This is a genomic window from Adlercreutzia rubneri (assembly GCF_009755265.1).
GTDB lineage: Bacteria > Actinomycetota > Coriobacteriia > Coriobacteriales > Eggerthellaceae > Adlercreutzia > Adlercreutzia rubneri.
On the sequence record NZ_WPOO01000002.1, the window covers coordinates 91,354 to 107,468 of the forward strand.

At 64.0% G+C, this 16,115-nt stretch carries 9 protein-coding genes; 7 read left to right on the forward strand and 2 right to left on the reverse strand.

Annotated elements, in window-relative coordinates:
* Positions 1 to 3: 3 nt before the first annotated feature.
* On the forward strand, positions 4 to 1,308 hold the full coding sequence (gene hydF / locus GO707_RS01930; protein WP_114538897.1) for a [FeFe] hydrogenase H-cluster maturation GTPase HydF: 1,305 nt from the start codon (positions 4 to 6) through the stop codon (positions 1,306 to 1,308).
* Positions 1,309 to 1,760: 452 nt separating this feature from the next.
* On the opposite strand, the gene GO707_RS12670 is transcribed toward hydF, so the two are convergent.
* On the reverse strand, positions 1,761 to 3,935 hold the full coding sequence (locus GO707_RS12670; protein ID WP_157011843.1) for a YhgE/Pip domain-containing protein: 2,175 nt from the start codon (positions 3,933 to 3,935) through the stop codon (positions 1,761 to 1,763).
* A complete protein-coding gene (locus GO707_RS01940) occupies positions 3,932 to 6,526 on the reverse strand; it encodes a YhgE/Pip domain-containing protein (protein WP_157011845.1) in 2,595 nt (864 codons plus the stop codon). Before GO707_RS01940 ends, GO707_RS12670 begins: the two co-directional genes overlap by 4 nt.
* Before the next feature lie 379 nt (positions 6,527 to 6,905).
* Between GO707_RS01940 and GO707_RS01945 the strand changes: the two genes are divergently transcribed.
* From GO707_RS01945 to GO707_RS01965, 6 genes are all read left to right on the forward strand, one after another.
* On the forward strand, positions 6,906 to 7,502 hold the full coding sequence (locus GO707_RS01945; RefSeq protein WP_114539001.1) for a hypothetical protein: 597 nt from the start codon (positions 6,906 to 6,908) through the stop codon (positions 7,500 to 7,502).
* Between the two features lie 1,083 nt (positions 7,503 to 8,585).
* On the forward strand, positions 8,586 to 9,494 hold the full coding sequence (locus tag GO707_RS01950) for a homocysteine S-methyltransferase family protein (protein ID WP_114538900.1): 909 nt from the start codon (positions 8,586 to 8,588) through the stop codon (positions 9,492 to 9,494).
* Positions 9,495 to 9,521: 27 nt separating this feature from the next.
* Positions 9,522 to 10,433 (forward strand): energy-coupling factor transporter transmembrane component T, encoded by a 912-nt coding sequence (locus GO707_RS12005; RefSeq protein ID WP_198160976.1) that lies wholly within the window; start codon positions 9,522 to 9,524, stop codon positions 10,431 to 10,433.
* Complete coding sequence (locus tag GO707_RS01955) at positions 10,406 to 12,322, forward strand: ABC transporter ATP-binding protein (protein WP_198160977.1); 1,917 nt, start codon at positions 10,406 to 10,408, stop codon at positions 12,320 to 12,322. The genes GO707_RS12005 and GO707_RS01955 overlap by 28 nt, the downstream gene beginning before the upstream one ends.
* Positions 12,310 to 13,098, forward strand: a complete 789-nt coding sequence (locus GO707_RS01960; protein WP_157011849.1) for an ECF transporter S component — start codon at positions 12,310 to 12,312, stop codon at positions 13,096 to 13,098. The genes GO707_RS01955 and GO707_RS01960 overlap by 13 nt, the downstream gene beginning before the upstream one ends.
* Before the next feature lie 410 nt (positions 13,099 to 13,508).
* Positions 13,509 to 15,842, forward strand: coding sequence for an anaerobic ribonucleoside triphosphate reductase (locus GO707_RS01965; RefSeq protein WP_157011851.1), 2,334 nt, complete (start codon positions 13,509 to 13,511; stop codon positions 15,840 to 15,842).
* Positions 15,843 to 16,115 lie beyond the last annotated feature (273 nt).

Sequence of the window (16,115 nt, forward strand, 5' to 3'; positions counted from 1 at the left end):
CGCATGTCTCTGAACGATACCCCTTCCGGCGAGCGCGCCCACATCGTCTTTTTCGGCGTGCGCAACGCCGGCAAGTCCAGCCTGGTGAACGCGCTGACGAACCAGACCGTCTCCGTAGTGTCCGATGTGGCCGGCACCACCACCGACCCGGTGCGCAAAGCCATGGAACTGGCGCCGGCCGGTCCCGTGCTCATTGTTGACACTCCAGGTATCGACGACGCCGGCGACGTAGGCGACCTGCGCGTCCAGCGGGCCGAGGCCGCCCTGAACGAGGCCGACGTGGCTGTGCTCGTGGTAGATGCCACACGCAGCCTCACCCCTTTCGACGAGAAACTCCTCGCCGCCTTCCAAACGCGCCGCATTCCCTATGTGATTGCGGAGAATAAGGCCGATTTGCTTGCGGAAAGCGGGCGAGCCGGCGCTGCGGAGTCGTCGCTGCCTTCGCCGCGCCCGGGGACGGACGCTTCGGATAGCGAGCCCCTCTCGGAAGGCGCTGACCACAACGCCACGGCCTCCGCCGAAAACGATGGCGCTTCCGCACGGGCCGCCCGCGTGCGCGTGTCGGCGCTGACGGGGGAGGGGCTGAGCGACCTGAAGCGCGCGCTTGCCACCCTGGCCACTGGTGCAGTGGAGGAGCGGCGGCTCGTGGGCGACCTGCTTACGCCCGGTGACGTGGTGGTGCTTGTCATCCCGCTGGATTCTGCCGCGCCCAAGGGTCGCATCATTCTGCCCCAGCAACAGGTCATGCGCGACGCGCTGGACGCCGGCGCCTTCCCCTGCGCCACCGGCGTGGAAGGCCTGCCCGACCTGCTGGCCGCCCTCGCCCGACCGCCGCGCCTGGTGGTGACCGACTCCCAGGCCTTCGGCGAGGTGGACGCCCTTTTGCCGGCGGATGTGCCGCTCACATCGTTTTCCATCCTCATGGCCCGCTACAAGGGCGACTTGGCCGCTCAACTAGAAGCGGTACGCGCCCTGGAAAGCCTCACCGACGAGGACACCGTGCTCATCGCCGAGGGCTGCACCCACCACCGTACCTGCGAGGACATCGGCACGGTGAAGCTGCCCCGGCTCATCCGCGTCATCAGCGGCGCAGACCCGCAGTTCGCCTTCACCTCCGGCCGCGACTTCCCCGACGATCTTTCCCCCTATGCCGCCATCGTCCACTGCGGCGGCTGCACCTTGAACGCCCGCGACATGGCCTCGCGCCTCCAGCGCGCCCGCGCCCAGCAGGCCCCCTTCACCAACTACGGCATGACCATCGCCTGTGCCCACAACATCCTCCCCCGCGCCCTCGTCCCGCTGGAATGAAGCTGCTACGCGAGAGGAAAAGCGGTCAAAAACCGTGTGCAGACTGCACGGGTGCCCCTCGCTAGGTCGTTACTGGCCAAAAACGGCGCGCAAACTGCACAAGCGTCTGCAAACTGCACAAGCGTCTCATGATTAAGCCGCTGTTGGCCAAAAACCATGCGTGAACTGTATATAAAGGGGCGTGCCTGACGCTTTTTGGCCAAAAAACCCGCGACAGCTGCAGTATCGGTCCGCGATTTTGAAGGCGTCGCTTCCCGCGTGTCAAGTTTTACCAGGTCAGAATCCCGTTGTAGCGAACGTGCGAGCGCGGAGGAAAGCGAAAGGAGAAAAAGAGCCCTCCGAAAAGCAGTCAGCGCGTATTTTTTGGCCATTTGACGAAAGCGCGGCGAGGCTCGTCTCATCTAGCTTGGCGAGCTTAAGACCATCGACAGGTGCCTGTACGCGGCGAGGCGCTAGAGGAACTTCGTCTCGTCCAGCTTGGCGAGCACCCACCGGTTCAGCCGGATGACGGGGCGCCGCAGGACGAGGCCGAGAATGAGGCTCGGCACCAGGATGGCCGCGAGCAGGCCCATCTGCACAAGGTACTGGTCGCCGTAGATGCCGGCCATGGCTCCTTCCAGCGCCGGCATGGAATGGGCGAAGGGCAGCCACGGGTAAATCTCCTGGAACAGCGGAGCCGACAGCATCTGCACCGGCATGAGGCCGCCGGCGCCGGCCAGCTGCAGCACGAGACCGATGATGGCGAGCGCCTTCCCGATGTTGCCGAAGGACACCGTCAGCGTGTATACCAGGTTCGTGAACACCACCGATGCCAAACAGCACGCCGCCAGATACAGCCAGAAGTGCTCGCATTCCACGCCGAGGAAGAACACGTTGCCGAGTCCCACGATGAGCGCTTGGGCGAGTCCCAGCAGGCAGAACACCCCGTAGCGACCGAGGTACAGCTCGGCCGCCCGCGGCGCGCGCCCGAACTTTCGTGTCAGGGCGGCCTGGCGCGCGGGGGAGACGGACACGCTCATGAGAGCCACCATGAAGATGGCGCCGATCCACAGGGCGAGGGAGGTGTAGAAGGGGCTCATGGCGCTGCCGTTGTCGGCCATGGGGTACACCGCGTGGCGCTCGAGGTGCGTCGGCGCGGCGAGGAATTGGGCGATGGCGGCCGGGTTGTCGCCGATGATGCGGCGCACCTCGTCGATATCGCCGGTGTCCAGGGCGTGCCGCAGGTCGTCGCGGGCCTGGGCGAGCTGGCTTTCCGCCGTGCGCAGCGTTTCGGCGGTCTTGCGCAGCGACGCCTCGGCGCCGGCGAGGTTCGCGGCCAAGGAATCGGTGGCGTCGCCCAGGCTGTCCGCCGTGTCCTTCAGCGAGTTGGCCAGGGTTTCGGTGTCGGCGCCCACCTTCTGCAGGCTGTCGGACAGCGACGCCAGCTCGCCCTTCAGCTGGTCGTTGTAGGTGCTTTCCGAATCGTTCAAGCCGGCCCGCGCCTGGTTGATGCTGTCGGTCACCTTGGTGTGCGCCTCATCGATGGATGCTGCGTCGCTTCCGATGGCGCTCTCGGCGGTGGCGAGGTTCACCTCTAGCGTGCCCAGTTGGGTGATGATGCGGTCAAGGGCGCCGACGGCCGGGCTGTCCGGGTCGGGTCCGGCCAGGGTGTCGCGCATGGTCTGGTAGGCCTGGGCGAGCCCCTGCACGTCCGAGCGGCAGGCGGCCAGGACGTCCTGGGCCGCAGCTGGGTCGTCTTTCATGGCGGCGAAGGCCTCATCGGCGGCGCGGGCCACAGCGTCGTAGCTGGCGTCGGCAGTTGTGAGCGCCTTCTCGGCTGCGGTGCTCGCGGCGGAAAGCCCGTCCTGGGCGCTCGTCAGCCCGTCGCGCGTTTCGCTCACCAAAGGCGCCGTGGCATCCGGTGCCTTCCCTGCCTCCTTTAGAATGCTTGCCGTCGCATCTACGAGCGAGGTGGTGGAGCTCATGAGGTCGGCGTAGGCCTGGGCCTGGTCAGCCGCCGCACCCACTTCGCCCACGGCCTCGCCAAGGCGCGACCCCAGCGTCTGCGCGTAGGTGAGAATGCCCTCCCCGCTCATGAACGAGGTGAGGCTGCTCGTGGTGCCCAGGGCCACCGATGCCACGGTTTCCGTGAACGTCTCGTCGATGGTCTCCTGCAGGGTGCTCGCGCCTGTCGCCGTCACACGCTGGGCGATGGCGTTCTCCTTCTCGTTGTCGTAGTAGATGATCTTCGGCTCGGTGATGTCGTCGGTAAACACGGTCATGAGGTCGCGCGAGAACTCCTTCGGGATGACGAGCGTCGCGTAATACTCGCCAGAGCGCACGCCGCGCGCGGCCTCGTCAGCGCTGACGAACTGCCACGCGAACTGATCGTTGGCCCGCAGTTTGCCGATGATCTGCTCGCCGGCATTGATGGGCGTCGGGATGAGGTTGGAGGTATAGCCGGCATCTTCCGAGGCCACGGCCACCTTGATGCTGCCGGTGTTGCTGTAGGGATCCCAGAAGCCGAGCGTCGTGAACCAGGCGTACATGGGCGGCACGAGCGCGAGCCCCATCACCACGATGGCAGCAATGACGTTCCGGAAGAGGCTCCGCACATCACCGATGAAAATGTCCCAAATCACCCTCACGCCGAATCACCACCGATTTGCCCGCTGGCGCGCTTCTGCAGTTCCTCGGTGCTCAGGTTCGCCAGGGCGAGCTGGTGCGCGAGGTTGGTGTCCAGGTATGAAATCACGATGAGATACGTGTCCACCACGATGACCCCCACCACCATGGCCATGAGCATCATGACGCGCGCATCCACGTCGGCATGCACCAGCACCATAATGGCGAAGGTGACAAGCGGCTGCGCGACAAGCGCCACCCAGCCGATGCGCCGCAGCACCGGGTAGGCGCGGTGGAAACGCTCGGCTCGGGCGATGAGAGCCTGGCGGAAGGCGTCGATGTTCAGCAGCGCGCGGACGAGCGTGCGCGTGCGGTATCGGGCGGGCGTCTGCCCCGCGGCTTTGGCGCTGGCCGTGACCGGCTCGGCCAGAAGCAGGTCGGTTGCTCCCAGCTTCTCGTCGAACATGAGGTTCAAATTGAAATCGCAGCGCCCGATGCCCAGCCCGATGGCGAACCCCAGGGGCACGAACAAAAGTCCCAGCAGCAACATGTCGTGCAGGTAATCCATCGCGTAAAAGCCGCCGATGGCCTCGCGCATGGCGTCGATGGAATAGGTGAAGGGCAGAAGCGGGTGAATGACCTGGAAAAAGTCCGGCATCATCTCGATGGGGAACATGCCCGAGGAGCCGGGAATCTGCACGATGAGCAGAATGACCGCGATGGCCTTCCCGATGTGCCTAAATGCGTAGGCCAGCGCGAACATGAGGTTCACGTCCACGAACACCGTGAGCAGCCCCGCGCCGATGAAGGCCGCCGGACTTTCGCACTGAATCCCGAGGGCCAAATCGCCCACGCAGCAGACGAGCCCCATGGCCAGCCCGCACACCACGTAGAACAGCCAGCGTCCGAAGTAGGCCTGCACGGCGGTGAACTTCGGCAGCCCCTCCGGATCGACGCGCAGCTTCACCATGGCCATGAGGATGAAGCCGGCCACCCACAGGGCCAGGTTCGTGAAGAAGGGGGCAACACCGCTGCCGTAGTTCTTCACGGGATACACCAGTTGCGTGTCCAGGGCCACGGGCGCGGCCATGAAGGCGCCGATCTTTCCCGGGTCGGCCTTCAGGTATTCCGCCAAGTCCTTCACGGTGGCGGAGTTCTGCAGCGCGGTCAGGCCGGTGAGCGACTGCTCCAGGTTCGTCTCCATGGTGCCCAGGGAATCGGACGTGGTGGAAAGCGAGGTCTCGGAAGAGGTCAGCGTGTCGCTGAGCTGCCCCAAAATGGCCCGCGCCTCGGCGAGCGAGGGAGTGAGCCCGCGCAGGGCCCCTTCCAAGGTGCCGCAGGCTTCCACCAGGGAATCCAGGCTGGTCGTGATGTCTGGCAGCACGCTGTCCTGGAAGGTGGCCGCGGTGGCGCGAATAGTTTCAGAGGCTGATTGCGCCGCCGTATCCAGCGCGCTCGCCTCGGTTTCCAGGGAGTCGGCCGTGGAAGCCAGGTCGTCTGAGGCCGTGCGCAGGGCGTCGGTGGTGGTCGTCAGCCGCTCGTTGGCGGCCCGGGCTTCGGAGAGAGCTTGCGCGATGGCCGGATCAGCGCCGGCCGCTCCGGCCTGGGCGGTGAGGTCGCTCACGAGCGTCTTGTTGTCGGCCAGCAGCCCCTCGGCCGTGGCGAGGGCCGTATTGGTGGCCGCCTCGGCCGCTGCGACATCGCCGCTCACAGTGCCCAAGGCGCGCTGGGCCTGCGCAGCGGCGCTCGACAATTGCAACGCTCCGTCGGTGGCGTTCTTGGAAAGCGCCGTTCCGTACTCGTTCACGGTGCTCCGCGCCTTCGCGAGCAGTTCCTTCGATTGCCCGATGGCCTCCAGCAGATGTGGCACATCGTCTTGAAGCCCCGCCAGAGTATCGTCGGCGCGAGCGACGGACGTCCGCGTGTCGTCCACGGTGCCGACGAGTCCTTCCAGGGTCGCGCGGGTTTCGCCCACGGTCTCCTTGGCGCTGCGAACGCCGGCGGTGAGGCTGCCCTCGGCGGCGTCGGCCTTCTCTTCCGCCTCGGCCCCCACCTTCTGGGTCGTTTCCACCACCTTCTCCGACACCGTCTTCACGAAGTTCTCGTTGACGGCCGCCTCGACGGCGTTGGCCGCCGCGTCGGTCACCTTGGGCGCGATGGAGGAGGGCTTCTCGTTCACGTAGTAGTCGATGGTCGGCTGGGTGAAGTCGCCGGTGAACACGCTGGCGAAGTCTTCGCTGAAATCCTTCGGGATGACGAGTGCCGCCCAGTAGCGTCCCTCGTAGACGCCATTTATGGCCGCCTCGGCGTCGGTGAATTCCCAGCCCATCTCGTGGTTGTCGTGCAACTGGGCCACCACCTGTGCGCCCACGTCCAAATGCCCCGTCTCAGGGCTGTCGGCCCCCGCATCCTCGTTGGCCACGGCCACCAGCACATCGGCCGTGTTGCTGTAGGGGTCCCAGTTGGCCGCTACCACGTACCAGGCGTAAGCCGACGGCATGACGATCATGCCCAAGGCGATGACGAGCGCCACGGGGTTGCGCAGCACCCGTTTCACATCCCGCGCGAAGATGGCGAAGATCACTCCCAGGTATGTCCGCATTCGCTTCAGCATATGCGCCCGCTTGCGCCTTTCTCTGCCCGTTTGCTGACCTTGCTTGTAATGAGAAAAGTTTCCCACATCAAGTTCTCTGCGCCACGGACAGCGGGGGATTGTCGCTATGCTGAAACGGGTGCTGCGTCTGACGATAAAGTGACGCGCTCCGGTCGCCGCTTGCCCCCGCCGAACTTCGTTCTTGCTCTGCGGCAAGGGGCGAAGCCTCACCGAAGCGGTTGCCCGCGCTGCCCGTTTGTCGCCGTGTTGTGGCTTGAGTTGCGATGCCGTTGCTTTACACTACGGGCAAGCAACGAAGCGTCGAAGGAGGCGCCCCGTGATGCAGGCCGACGCGCAGGAGGTTGCGCCGCCTGTGAACCTGAAGGAAAGGAGGCCCTCCGTGGCCGATCGCAACATTGAGAACGCGAGCACCGAGGTGCCGGAGATTCCCGACGAGCTGGAACGCGTGCTCGTCTTCGCCCTGGACGAGGCCAAAGAGAAGATCGAGGGCGGCGAGGACGTCATCCCCTTCACCACGCTCGTCGTGAAGGACAATCTGTTCATCGAGTCGCACCCGGGCGATTCCGCCGAGGAGTGCTTCGAGGCGGCCGAGAAGAACGTGCGTGGCGCTCGCGGGGCCGACTGCTACGCCTTCTGCTACGACGGCTACATTGAAACCGACGATGGCGTGAAGGATGCGCTCATTGCTGAGGGCGGCGTGCCGGGTGCCGATGAGGGTTACGCCATCGCCTACCTGTATGAGGTCGATGACGAGGGCGCTTATACCTTCGAATCCGAGGCCGCCTACATCGGCGAGGCCCCGAACTTCATGGCGGCCCTGAAAGAGCCGGTCGCCTACACCGACGACGAGATCGACGAGCGCTACCGCGACGAAGATGACGCCGAAGAGGGTGCCGAAGTTGCCGAGGCCGCCGACCTCGCCGAGGCTGCTGAAGAGGCTGTGGCCGTGGTTGATGCGGAGGATGCTACGGAATAGTTTGACCGCGGCTCTGCCTGAGTCGATAGGTTTGAACCGAGCGCCAGCTCATGTCTTTGTGGCAGAGCTGGCGTATTTTGTTTGCGGCTTAGGATATGTTTGCCGGATTTTGCCTCTCGATAGAAATAGATGTGAGTTTCGAGCATAGCGAAGGAGAATTTCGGAAATAGATGCGAGTTTCGGGCGTAACGAGGGAAGGCTTCGGAAATAGATGCGAGTTTCGGGCGCGATTTGGACAAAATCAGCGCGTGCGGTGCGAAATGATGCTCGAAACTCTCATCTACTTCCGGATTTGGGCGGTCACTGTGAGATTTGCCCGGTTCGGCTGCTCGAAACTCGCATCTATTTCCAGAATTCAGCAGACGCAGAAAACTGATGCCTACAAAAAAAGCCGGCGGAACTCCGATCCAGTTCCACCGGCTTGTGCCAACAGGGTTGGCAGGTTGCTCATCGTCGCGAGCACGGCGCTTGTTTCAAGGGCAGCGCCAAAAAAGAAGTGAGGCGGCAAGGGGGGGTGCCTCGCCGCCTCGGAGGAGGGGGTAGCGGCATCGAGTGCCGCATTCTGCTTTCAAGGGGATTGAAGCAGAGCGATGGAAGCAGGGGAACTTCCAAATCGCTGAAACGAATTATAGGTCAAGACTTGTTTTGGTCACCATAATGTGCTTCATTTTCCACGAAGAACGGCATCATTTCGGCGGTGAGTAGCATATAACCCCTTGTCAGAGCCCGTTTACCTGCGTCAGAAGCCCGTTCGCCCTCTGAGAATTTTCTTCACATTCAATAAGAAAGTTTCAGATTGCCCGTCTCCCTCCTTTCCGAACCTTTTATCTTCCTTCGTTGATGCAGGGCCCTCGGCATCGGAAAACGCCTTCTGGATGTACGAAACGATGCGCAGGATGCACGGCGGTGTTATGGACGAATAAGAATGTCACCCCCCTGGTTGTTTGATTTTGTCACCCTCTAGGACGCAGGATGCACGGCGGTCGCAAAAGATCATTTGGAAGGGGTTCATGTCGAAAAAGGTTTATCCCTCAAGCAATCTTGTATCATGGAAGGCAGCAAATTCGTGGAAAGGAACTCCTCATGGCCGATCTCGCGCTGCGCTTTGGCAAGGACATGCTCGTCGTTTCGTCGCCGATTCAGGAGGCCCTGCGTCGGGCCGGCATCGAGTCGGTGTGCGATCAGGCGCTCGCGCTTTTGGTGGAGCCGGAAACCATCGAAGAAGCTTACCGCATGGAAACGGTGGCCGGCCCGCAGTGTATGGTCACCCCCGTGGCCGATTTCACGTCGGCTCGCTTGGTGGCCGTTGGTGCCGAGGGCAAAGGCGAAGCGCTGGCTGAGGCGGCTCTTGCGGTCATGGCGGAGTTCAAGCCTCAGCACACGCTTGTGGAAATCGCCCCCTGCGGTTTGCCGCTGGATCCCGACTCCAAGGCGTCGCTTGTGGAAAATCGCGACCAGTACGCTCGTGCGGCGCAATTCTTCGATGGCCGCACCTTTGATGCGTTCTTTTTGAACGGGTTCACGACGGCCGATGATCTGAAGTGTGCGCTCATGGGCCTGCGCAAGGTGACTGATGCCCCCATCATTGCTTCGGTGGATGTGCAGGGTGACGGCGGCTTGGCGAGCGGCCGGGGCACCTGGCGCGAGGCCGTGGAAGTGATGGCGGAATACGGCGCGGCGGTGGCCGGCTTCTCCACGCTGGCCACCCCTGATCAGGCGCGCGGTTTGGCCGATGCGGCCCGCGAGACACTGGAGGCGCGCGGAGCGGATTTATGTCTCATGGCCACGCTGCAGGTGTTCCAACGCGACGCCAAGCAACAGGGCCCCACGACCGAGAACCCCTACTACAGCCCCGACACCATGATGCCCGCGGCCCTTGAGCTGCGCGCGGCTGGCGTCCAGTTCCTGCGCGCCGCCGGTCAGGCGACCCCGGCTTACACCGGGGTGCTGGCCGCCACCGTTGCGGGCCTCGATGTGGCGCCGGTCCTGTAACGTTCTCGCCGAGAAGCCGCGTTGCCCATGAGCACCCTGCCATACCAAGGCCGTTGCGCCTTTGCGTCTCTGCATCCCGCGGTGACGCTCGGCTTCTTCGCGGGGGCTATCGTGCTTTCCATGGTGCTTGCGAACCCCATTTGTCAGGTGATGTCCGTTCTTCTTGCGGCGGCCTGTTATCTGACGTTTCGTGGCCGTGAGGCTTGGCGCTTCATCGCGGGACTCACGGCGGTGCTGCTTGTGGTGACGCTGTCGGCGCCGCTGTTCAACACGCAGGGCGCCACGGTGCTCCTCCGCTGGTGGGGTGGCCGTCCTTACACGTTAGAAGCGCTGGCTTTGGGCGCCTCCACGGGGCTTATGCTCGTGGCCATGATGCTGTGGTTCGCCTCCTTTCACCTGGTCATGACTTCGGACAAGTTTACTTACCTGTTCGGCCGCGCTATTCCGGCGCTGTCGCTGGTGCTCACCATGGTGCTGCGCCTCGTGCCAAGTTACCGCCGCAAAGCCGACGCCCTCATGACGGCACGGGCTTGCATTGGGAAAGGCCCGGCGGAAGGCGCCTCCGTGGCGGCGCGCGTGCGCGACGGGGGCAGTGTCCTCTTGTCGCTGTCGGCCGACGCTTTAGAAAGTGCCGTGGTGGCCGCCGATTCCATGACGGCTCGTGGCTTCGGGCTGTCGGGGCGCACTCACTTCGCGCTCTTCCGCTGGGAGGCGCGCGATACGGTGCTGGTCGTGGCGATGGGCGCGCTTGTCGCTGGGGCGGTGGTTGCGCTCGTGCAGGGAGGGTTCGCGGTCACGTACTTCCCGACAATCGTATGGCCCTCTGCGGGAGTGGCCGTGCTTATGGGGGCCGTTTGCTATGGCGCTTTTCTGGCTATTCCTGCGGTTATCAATTGCGGAGGGAGGGCGTTGTGGCGTTATTCGCTTTCGAAGAGCTGACGTTTCGCTACCCGGAGGCGCCCCGCGATGCCCTTCGCGATGTTTCTGTGGCCATCGAGCCGGGCCAGTTTGTGCTGGTATGCGGTCAGAGCGGCTGCGGGAAGACAACGCTCTTGCGCCAGTTCAAGTCGGCGCTCGCTCCCCATGGGCACCAAAGCGGACAGGTGCTGTTCGATGGCGTGCCTCTCGCCGACGTGCCCGAGCGCGAGCAAGTGGCCCGCATCGGATTCGTCATGCAAGACCCCGATGCGCAGATCGTGACCGACAAAGTGTGGCACGAGCTGGCCTTCGTCTTGGAAAGCCTCGGCTGCGACGAGCGCACCATGCGCTTGCGCGTGGCGGAGATGGCCAGCTACTTCGGCATCCAGCACTGGTTCCATAAGAACGTGGGCGAGCTTTCGGGCGGCCAGAAGCAGCTGCTGAACCTAGCGTCGGTCATGGCGGCCCGGCCCGATGTACTGGTGCTGGACGAGCCCACGAGTCAGCTGGATCCCATTGCCGCCAGCGACTTTCTGGCTACGGTACACCGGATCAATCGCGAGCTAGGGACGACGGTGGTTATGAGCGAGCATCGGCTGGAAGAGGTGTATGGGCTGGCCGACCGCGTGGTGGTGCTGGAGGAGGGGCGCGTCGTCGCCGACGGGGAGCCGCGGGCTGTTGCGGGCCAGCTGCATCGGGCGGTCAGCCCCATGGCATTGGCGCTGCCGGCGGCGGCGCGGATCGCTTGGGGTGTGGAAGGTCGGCTGGGTCGTCGCAGTGGGGAAGGGGCGCCGTGCGATCGACCGGGTTGCGCCGACGGGGAGGGGGCGCCGTGCGATCGGCCGGGCCGCCGCAGTGGGGAGGGGGCGCCGTGCTCAGACAGCATTGAAGTGCAGGGCTCTTCGAGGGTCGCTGACGTTTCCGTATGCACTTCAATGAACTGCGCGCGGACCCCCTCCCCACTGCGGCGGCTCTACTCTTCCATAGTTGAAGAGGGAGTGGCTTTGCAGGTTGAAGTTCCTCTTACGGTGCGGGAGGGGCGGGCTTGGTTGGCTCGTGAGGTAGCCGTCCATCCGCCTCGTCGGTGGGCGCTTCCGGCGGGGGAGGCTTGCGACTCGGCGTCTGCGCGGGTGGCGGTGGAGCTGCGGGATGTTTGGTTTCGCTACGAGCGCGATGGCGCCGATGTGCTGCGGGGGACGACGTTGACTGTGCCGGAAGGGTCGTTGTTCGCGGTAGTGGGCGGCAACGGCACGGGGAAGTCGACGATGCTGCGCGCTATCTGCGGCGTTGCGCGGCCCTATCGCGGGAAGATCACCGTGCTCGGGCGACGGCTGAAGGAGTGGAAGAAGGCCGAGCTGTTCCGCGGCGGAGTGGCTCTGCTTCCGCAAGATCCGCTGAGCCTTATGGTGAAGAAGACTGTCCGGGGAGATTTGGAAGAGATGCTGGACGGGCGCGGTCTCGCGGCGGAGCAGCGCGCGGCGGCGGTGGGGGAAGTGGCGACACTGACGGACATTGCGCCGCTGCTCGACGCCCATCCTTTCGACCTGTCCGGCGGCGAGGTGCAGCGGGCGGCGCTGGCCAAGGTGCTGCTCTGCGAGCCGCGGCTGCTGCTACTCGATGAGCCGACCAAGGGGCTCGACGCCTTCTTCAAAGACAAACTCGCCAGGTTGCTGCGAAGTCTGACCGCCCGGGGAACGACGGTGCTTATGGTATCCCACGATGTGGAATTCTGCGCCAGCTATGCTGATTGGTGCGCCCTGTTCTTCGACGGAAACGTGGTGACGACCAATCCGCCCCGGCAGTTCTTCGCTTCGAACAGCTTCTATACCACAGCAGCCAATCGCATAAGCCGGGGCTTCTTCGAAAATGTGGTTACCGTGGAGGAGGTGGTGGAGCTATGCCGAAGCTGACCGAAGGAGCCCGCTCCGCCGAGGCCTTCCGCGAGCGCCGTCGCGCCCGAGTCAAGACGATCCTGACGATTCTTGCGGCGTTGGTGCTCGCGCCGCTGACCGCAGTCGCGGGTATGGCCGTCCCCGGCAACGGCTACTACCTCTCCGGCACGCTCATCGTGCTGTACGCTATCGTGCCCTTCTTCGTCTCCTTCGAAGGGCGACGTCCCACGGCGCGCGAAATTGCCGTGGTGGCCGTGCTGACGGCGCTCGCCGTGGCGGCCCGCGCGGCGTTCATCTGGGTGCCGCATTTCAAGCCCATGGCCGCCGTCATTATGATCGCAGGGCTCGCCGCCGGCCCCCAAACCGGGTTCCTCGTGGGTTCGGTGGCGGCGCTTGCCAGCAACTTCATCTTCGGCCAGGGGCCCTGGACGCCCTGGCAGATGCTCGCCTTTGGAGTGGCGGGGCTCGTGGCAGGGCTGCTTGCCGACGCCCGTGTGTTCCCGCGAGCGAACCTTTCCTGGCCGCGTCGTATTGCGCTGGCAACCGTGGGGTTCGTGCTTATTGTGGGGCTCGTGGGTCCCATTCTGGATACGTCCACGTTCTTCTATCTTTCCACAGCCCCCACGCCGGAGCTGGCCGCGGTGGTGTACCTCGCCGGCCTGCCGGTGAACGCCATTCATGGGGCGGCCACGGCTCTCACGCTGCTGGTCGTGGCGAACCCCCTGCTCGACCAACTCGCCCGCGTCCGCGTGAAGTACGGTTTACTCGATCGGTCGCGCCCCAACTGCCCATAAGTCGCGCCCCAACCGCCTGCAAGTCGCGTTTCAGCCGTAGTCGGTTCTCGCGCGAGCCTACATCGTTGACAACTTTCAAGCGGCTCATCGACCACACATCGAAATTAATTCTGTTCTTTTCTGGTGCCGAAAAACACATCTTGTTCGATTGCACCCGAACACTTTCGCGAGTACTATATGTATCCGCCCTTGGAACTGCAAAACACAATATATTGTGGTTCCGATGGTGAATAACCTGTGGAAAGCCTGTTGGAAAACAAAAGCGAAAAGAGGGTCTACCCCCTTGGTAATCGCGAAGGGCAGCGGTAGGGAAAACATTGCCGCGCTTCTGCATGTTGTGGTTGGCAAGGCCGCGAGAAGCGGTGCGAATACGACGCGACAGCCGCGTCGAAGAAAGGATGTAGGAAGTTATGGTCAAGACCATCATCAAGCGCGACGGGCGCACGGCGGAATTCCATCCGGAAAAGATCGCTGATGCGGTGGAGAAATCGTTCCAGGCTTGTGCGGCCATGCAGGGGCGCGACACCGCCGAGAAGATCGCCGCCACCGTCGTCGAGAAGCTTGAGAGCGGCGCCATCGAGGGCACGCCCACCGTGGAAGGCGTGCAGGACTTGGTCGAGGAGACCCTCATCGAGTCCGGCTTCGTGCAGACCGCCAAGGCCTACATCCTCTATCGCGCCGAGCGCAGCCGCGTGCGCGACGTGAACTCCCGCCTCATCCAAACGCTGAAGGACATCACCTTCTCCAAGGCCGCCGATTCCGACATGAAGCGCGAGAACGCTAACATCGACGCCGATACCGCCATGGGTACCATGCTGAAGTACGGCTCTGAATCTGCCAAGCAGTTCTACGAGATGTGCGTCATCGACCCGCGCTACGCCAAGGCACACCGCGAGGGCGATATCCACATTCACGACATGGACTTCTACACCCTGACCACCACCTGCTGCCAGATTGAGCTGCGGAAGCTCTTCAAGGGCGGCTTCTCCACCGGTCACGGCGTGCTGCGCGAGCCCAACGACATCTCCAGCTACGCCGCGCTTGCCTGCATCGCCATTCAGTCGAACCAGAACGATCAGCATGGCGGTCAGTCGGTGTGCGACTTCGATTACGGCCTGGCCGTGGGCGTGGGCAAGACGTACCGCCGCCTGTTCAAGAAGCACGTGGCCGAGGCCGTCGACCTGCTGACCGACATCGCCGACGACCGCACCTTTGCCGAGAGCCTGCTTGCCCGTGTGGAAAGCGAGACCGGCACGGTTGCCAGCCTCGAGATGGATCCGGAGTTCCGCGCCGCCGTGGTGGCCGGGCTCGTTGAGGGCGGCGTGGATGCCGCTACGGCCGAGCGCGTGGTGGCCTACGCCGAGAAGAACGCCTCCCGCGACACCGACCGCCAGACCTTCCAGGCCATGGAGGCGCTGGTGCACAACTTGAACACCATGCATTCCCGCGCCGGCGCGCAGACGCCGTTCAGCTCGGTGAACTACGGCATGGACACGTCTCCCGAGGGCCGCATGGTCATCAAGAACATGCTGCTGGCCACGGAAGAGGGCCTGGGCTCCGGCGAGACGCCCATCTTCCCCGTGCAGATCTTCCGCGTGAAGGAAGGCGTGAACTACAATCCGGAGGATCCGAACTACGATCTGTTCAAGCTGGCCATGCACTGCTCGGCCAAGCGCCTGTTCCCGAACTTCTCCTTCCTGGATGCCCCGTTCAACGCCCAGTACTACAAGGGCACGCCGGAAACCGAGATCGCCTACATGGGCTGCCGCACCCGCGTCATGGGCAACGTGTACGACCCCGATCGCGAGGTGACGCCCGGCCGCGGCAACCTGTCGTTCACGTCCATCAACCTGCCCCGTCTGGCCATCCGCGCCAAGGGCGACATCGACCTGTTCTTCGACCTGCTCGACTCCAAGCTGCAGCTCGTGACCGGTCAGCTGGACGAGCGCTTCGAGATTCAGGCTCGCAAGCACGTGTACAACGCGCCGTTCCTCATGGGCCAGGGCGTGTGGATCGATTCCGAAAAGCTCTCGCCCACCGACGAGCAGCGCGAGGTGCTCAAGCACGGCACGCTGACCACCGGCTTCATCGGTCTGGCCGAGTGCCTGGTGGCCCTCACCGGCCAGCATCACGGCCAGTCCGCCGAGGCCCAGCGCCTGGGCCTGGAGATCGTGGGCCACATGCGCAGCTACTGCGACCGCATCTCGAAGGAGCGCGGCATGAACTACACGCTCATCGCCACGCCGGCCGAGGGCCTGTCCGGCCGCTTCGTGCGCATCGACCGCGAGCGCTACGGCGTCATCCCCGGCGTGACCGATCGCGACTACTACACCAACGGCTTCCACGTGCCGGTGTACTTCGACATCTCCGCCTTCGACAAGATTGCCCTGGAAGCGCCCTACCACGCGCTCACCAACGGCGGCCACATCAGCTACATCGAGCTCGACGGCGACCCGTCCGACAACCTGGAGGCCTTCGAAAGCGTCATCCGCTACATGAAGGACTGCGGCATGGGCTACGGCTCGGTGAACCACCCGGTCGACCGCGACCCGGTGTGCGGCTACAACGGCATTATCGAGGACGTCTGCCCCAAGTGCGGTCGCACCGAGGACGCTCACAACCAGCCCTTCGAGCGCATCCGCCGCATCACCGGCTACCTGGTAGGCACGCTCGATCGCTTCAACGACGCCAAGCGCGCCGAAGAGCACGACCGCGTAAAGCACGACGTGCCGGCAGCCGAGTAGAACGCCGTCCGAGTAGAGCGTCGCGTCCCAAGCACCCGAGCACTCAAGCGCCCGAGCTTCTAAGTATTCGAACGCCCCGAGGGCCGTCCCAACGACGGCCCTCTTTTTGTCTTTTCGCATAGTAAATGCCACTTCCACCCCGAAATGGTCGACCCGTTTGGGGGTCACTGCGCATTTCTGCCCTCAACTGGCATTTTTCTGCCACTTCAGGCCCGCAATGGCAGAGGCGTCCCGCGCCTGTCGACCATTTCTGCCCTCAACTGGCATTGTCTC